Genomic DNA, 5,006 nt, shown 5'->3' with positions numbered 1-5,006 from the left:
GCACCGCGGACGGTGGGCTCGACGAGCTCGGTGCGGGCCCAGTAGTCCAGCTGGCGGTAGCTGATCCCGGCGGCCCGGGCGGCCTCGGCGCCCTTGTATCCGATGTTCTGGTCAAGTTGCGGCAGCCCATCGGAGAACAGCAACTCGAAACCGGCCGAATCAACCGCTACCGGTGTGTTGTCCTTCATCACGACCCTCTCTTGTGGTCGGAAAGCCCGACTGCCTCAACGGTACCGAGCGGGGTGACCGGGTGCAATCACCGACGCGCCACAAGTTTTCGTGTCGCGGCCGTCGCCTGGCGCGCGCCCCGCTCCGGGAGCGGCGCTCAGCCCAGGAGCCGGGTGCGCAGCACCGAGGCGCGAACGCGATCCAACTCATCCGCGAGTTGCAGGGACTGCTCCGCGCGATGGGCGGGCACCTCGGAACCGCGGGCGGAGACGGAGCGTTCGATCAGCTCGGCGTCCCGCTCCGCCGCGAGCCGGAGGCTGCGCAGGTGATTCGGGGTGATGCCGCGGTCGGCCAGCGAGCGCAGCGAGGTCACGAGCTCGATCGATTGCCGGGGAAAGACCTCCGCCGCCGGCAGCAGCTTGGCGCTGATGATCTCGTTCAGGAACAGGGCGCTCACCCCGGTGAGCCGGAGCAGCTCGCCCCGGTCCAGCACGGTCTTCGGCCCCAGGATGGAGGCCGGGACGGCCTGCGCCGCGGCGGCCGTGCCCGGCACCTCGGGGCTCTGCCCCGCGTCGAGCGCCGCGAGGTGCTCCGAGATCACCCGGAGCGGCAGGTAGTGATCGCGCTGCAGCGTGAGCACGAGCCGGAGCCGCTCGATGTCGGCCTGGGAAAACTTCCGATACCCGGATTTCGTGCGGGCCGGGGTCACCAGGCCCTGCTCCTCCAGGAAGCGCAGCTTCGAGGGGGACAGCTCAGCGAAGTCGACGGACAGGCGATTGAGCACCTGCCCGATGCTGAGCAGGGTTTCGCCGTCCGCGCCCCTGGGGTGCGGAACGGCGACCACTACAGGGCCTCGCCGGCCAGGTCGAAGCGAGAGGCGAAGAAGGTGAACTTGAACTTGCCGACCTGCACCTCGGCGCCGTCCCCGAGGACGACCTCTTCCTCGATGCGGGAGCCGTTGCAGAAGGTGCCGTTCAGCGAGTTCAGATCGCGCACCGAGAACTGGGTGCCCGTGCGGACAAACTCGGCGTGCTTGCGGGAGACGGTCACGTCGTCGAGGAAGATGTCCACCTCGGGGTGACGCCCGGCGACCGTGAGGTTCTGGTCGAGCAGGAAGCGGGCACCCGTGTCGGGGCCGCGACGCACGACGAGCAGCGCCGCTCCGGAGGGCAGCGCCGTGATCGCTTCTTTCTCGTCAATCGAGAGGTCGGTGGCGCGGGCGTGGATCAGAGCGCCGAGCTCTTCTTTAAAGGCCTGCGTCGAGCGGACCTCAGTCTCGCCGTTGCGGTCAGTCCGTTGTTCTGCGTTCACGCCATCACCCGCTACTCACTCGATTACTGGAGGAAGATCCAGCACATCTCTACGGTAGCGCAGTTGCCCGCGCTCCCGCATCTCTTCCGGGGTGGCGGAATTAGCCGTTGGTCTCATAGCGGTCCAGGAACTCGTAGACCTCGGTGGTGTCCACCCCGGGGAAGGTTCCGGTCGGCAGGGCCGCGAGCAGGCTCGTGGGGGTGCGCGCCTCTGGCCAGGCCGCGGACTCCCACTTCTTCGTCAGCGCGGTCGACGCCCGGCGGCAGCAGGTCTCGTCCGGGCAGTTCGACACGGAACGGTGCTTCGTCTCGCGGCCGCGGAACCATTTCACGAGGTTGAAGGGCACCCCGACGCTGACCGAGTACTCCCCCTCTTTCGCCTTCTCGATGCGGGAGGTGCACCAGTAGGTGCCGCCGGAGCTCATGTCCGTGTACTGATACCAGGGGCTGAAGCGGTCCGCGGCCTCGAAGACCGTGCGGGCCGTCCAGTTGCGGCAGACCATCGCGCCCTCGATCGCGCCGAGCGCGTCCGAGGGGAAGGTCACGTCGTCGTTCTCGTAGCCCTTGATGAGCGTGCCGGACTCGTGCACCTTCATGAAGTGCACGGGCAGGTCGAGCCGCTCGGTCGCGAGGTTCGTGAAGCGGTGCGCGGCCATCTCGTAGGAGACCCCGAAGGCGTCGCGCAGATCCTCCATCGAGATCTGCCGCTGCTCCTTGGCCTCGCTGAGCAGGCTCACCGCGGCGTCCTCGGGCAGCAGGATCGCCCCGGCCAGGTAGTTCGCCTCGATGCGCTGCTTCAAAAAGTCCGCGTAGCTCGTCGGCTCGGCGTGGCCGCAGACGATCGCGGCGAGCGACTGCAGGATGGGCGCGCGGGCGTCCCGGATCTGGGTGCCCGTCGTGCCCAGATAGATGCGGCCGTTGCGCTTGTCGATGACGGAGCGCGTCGAGTGCGGCAGATCGGGCACGTAGTGCAGGGTGAAGCCGTGCTTGGCGGCCATGTCCGCGATGGTCTTCTGGGAGACCGGTCCCCCGCTGTAGCCGACGGAGGTCAGCAGCGTCTGCGCCTCGGCCTCCAGCTCGGCGAAGTAGTTGTTGCGGGCGCGCATGTCCTGGCGCAGCTGCGTGTTCGCGCGGCGCGCTTCCTCCGGAGTCGCCGCCCGCTCCTTGTGCAGGCGTTCGACCTCCTGGTGCAGGCCGAGGATCGCGCGCAGGGTCTCGTCGCTCGTGGCCTTCGATACCCGCACGGGCTGGATACCGAGGGAGGTGAACACGGCGCCGCGCTGCGCCCGCTCGACGGAGATCTCCAGCGCCGCCCGCTCGTTCGGGGCCTCGTCCGTGAGGAGGTCGTCCACGGTGGAGCCCAGCGCGACCGCGAGGGCCCGCAGGAGCGGCAGGCGCGGCTCCCGCTTGCCGTTTTCCAGGGCGGAGACCTGGGAGGGGGCGCGGTCGATGGCGGCGGCGAGCTGTTCGAGGGTCATCCCGATCTCGTTCCGGCGCTCACGGATGCGGCGGCCCAGGGTGAGGGCGTCCGCGGTGTCCTGTCGTGCTGCGTCGATCATCGTCATACCCCCATGCTCGCAGATCGGGGTATTTCTAGCAAACAGAACTTTCGCCATTCTTCACCCCGGAATCGGTCAAATAGTGCGCGAAATCCCGGACATTATTGAAACAAGCACCTCACGAGGCCCCGAACGCGGGGCGAGGGGCCCACGCACCACCCCACCGTTTCACCGACGCAACACCTTCACGAAGGACAGATCATGGACACCACACTCACGACCGAGATGACCAGGCAGGCGGATGGGGCCTCTGCCGGTCCCGCGACCACGGCTGCCCCCGGCCCGCGCATCGACGTCGTCGGTGCGATGCACCCCCGCTTCGCCGAGATCCTCACCGACGAGGCCCTCGAGTTCGTGACCGAGCTGCACCGCCTGTTCAGCGGCAGCCGCCACGACCGGCTGGCGGACCGGATGCGCAAGCGGTACGAGATCGGCAACGGCCGCGACCCGAAGTTCCGCGAGGACACCCGCCACATCCGCGAGGACACCTCCTGGACCGTCGCGGGCGCCGGCCCCGGCCTGGAGGACCGCCGCGTGGAGATCACGGGCCCGACGGACCCGAAGATGACCATCAACGCGCTGAACTCCGGCGCGAAGGTGTGGCTCGCCGACCAGGAAGACGCGACCAGCCCGACCTGGCGCAACGTCATCGGCGGCCAGCTCTCGCTGTTCGACGCGATCCGCGGCCAGCTCGAGTACACGAGCCCCGAGGGCAAGGAGTACCGGGTCACCGCCGAGGAGACCCCCACGATCGTGATGCGGCCCCGCGGCTGGCACCTGGTCGAGAAGCACCTGCGCTACGTGGACGACCACGGCCAGGCGATGGCGGCCTCCGGCAGCCTCGTGGACTTTGGCCTCTACGCGTTCCACAACGCGCAGGAGCTCGTGGCCCGCGGCCGCGGCCCGTACTTCTACATCGCGAAGCTGGAGTCCTCCGAGGAGGCGCAGCTCTGGGACGACATCTTCAGCTTCACGGAGCGCACCCTGGGCCTCACGCACGGCACGATCCGCGCGACCGTGCTCATCGAGACCCTGCCCGCCGCCTTCGAGATGGAGGAGATCCTCTACGTGATGCGGGACCACATCGCCGGGCTCAACGCCGGCCGCTGGGACTACATCTTCTCGATCATCAAGAACTACCGCGGCCGCGGCGCCCGCTTCGTGCTCCCGGACCGCAGCGAGGTCACCATGACGGTGCCCTTCATGCGGGCCTACACCGAGCTGCTCGTCAAGACCTGCCACAAGCGCGGCGCGCACGCCATCGGCGGCATGAGCGCGTTCATCCCGAACCGCCGGGACCCCGAGGTGACGAAGCTCGCCGAGGAGAAGGTGTCGGCGGACAAGCGCCGCGAGGCCGGGGACGGCTTCGACGGGACCTGGGTGGCGCACCCGGGCCTGATCGACGTGGCCAAGGCCGAGTTTGACGCCGTGCTCGGCGAGCGCCCGAACCAGGTGGACCGCCAGCGCGACGACGTGCACGTGACCGCCGCCGACCTGCTCAATGTCTCCATCGGCCGCGACATCACCGACGCGGGCGTGACCGAGAACGTCTCGATCGGGGTGCGCTACATCGAGTCCTGGCTGCGGGGCATCGGGGCCGCCGCCATCGACAACCTGATGGAGGACGCCGCGACGGCCGAGATCAGCCGCTCGATGATCTGGCAGTGGATCCACCAGGACCAGTCCACCGCCTCCGGCACCCGGATCACCCGCGAGTACGTCGAGCAGGTGCTCGCCGATGTGGTGGCCGGCCTCGACCGGTTCGCGGGCGACCGCTACGACGACGCCGCGGAGATCTTCGCGGACGTCGCCCTCGGCGAGACCTTCCCGACGTTCCTGACGGTGACGGCCTACAGCCGCTTCCTGGTGGAGCTCCCCTAGGGGGACACCGCCCACGATCCGACGCCGTCCGCGCGGGGAACTCTCCCGGTTCCCCGCGCGGGCGGCGTCTCCCATGCCGCCATGCCGA

General features: G+C 68.9%; 5 protein-coding genes. 1 reads left to right on the top strand and 4 read right to left on the bottom strand.

Annotated elements, in window-relative coordinates; all coding sequences use genetic code 11:
- From OOT08_RS18045 to OOT08_RS18030, 4 genes are all read right to left on the bottom strand, one after another.
- A partial coding sequence (locus tag OOT08_RS18045) for a MerR family transcriptional regulator (RefSeq protein ID WP_325094266.1) occupies positions 1 to 188 on the bottom strand: 188 nt, incomplete at its 3' end.
- A 137-nt stretch (positions 189 to 325) separates the two neighbouring features.
- Positions 326 to 1,012, bottom strand: a complete 687-nt coding sequence (gene ftsR / locus OOT08_RS18040) for a transcriptional regulator FtsR (protein WP_325094265.1) — start codon at positions 1,010 to 1,012, stop codon at positions 326 to 328.
- On the bottom strand, positions 1,012 to 1,479 hold the full coding sequence (locus OOT08_RS18035; RefSeq protein WP_325094264.1) for an FHA domain-containing protein: 468 nt from the start codon (positions 1,477 to 1,479) through the stop codon (positions 1,012 to 1,014). The genes ftsR and OOT08_RS18035 overlap by 1 nt, the downstream gene beginning before the upstream one ends.
- A gap of 100 nt (positions 1,480 to 1,579) precedes the next feature.
- Positions 1,580 to 3,043: a helix-turn-helix domain-containing protein gene (locus tag OOT08_RS18030; RefSeq protein WP_325094263.1), complete on the bottom strand. Its 1,464-nt coding sequence runs from the start codon at positions 3,041 to 3,043 to the stop codon at positions 1,580 to 1,582.
- A gap of 195 nt (positions 3,044 to 3,238) precedes the next feature.
- Here OOT08_RS18030 and aceB point away from each other — a divergent pair, with 195 nt between their 5' ends.
- Positions 3,239 to 4,918, top strand: a complete 1,680-nt coding sequence (gene aceB, locus OOT08_RS18025; RefSeq protein ID WP_442916285.1) for a malate synthase A — start codon at positions 3,239 to 3,241, stop codon at positions 4,916 to 4,918.
- Positions 4,919 to 5,006: the final 88 nt, after the last annotated feature.

The organism is Leucobacter sp. M11 (assembly GCF_035726885.1).
Classification (GTDB): domain Bacteria; phylum Actinomycetota; class Actinomycetes; order Actinomycetales; family Microbacteriaceae; genus JAPFRB01.
The sequence above is the reverse complement of the archived record's forward strand: the minus strand, read 5'-3'. Positions and strand labels throughout refer to the sequence as shown.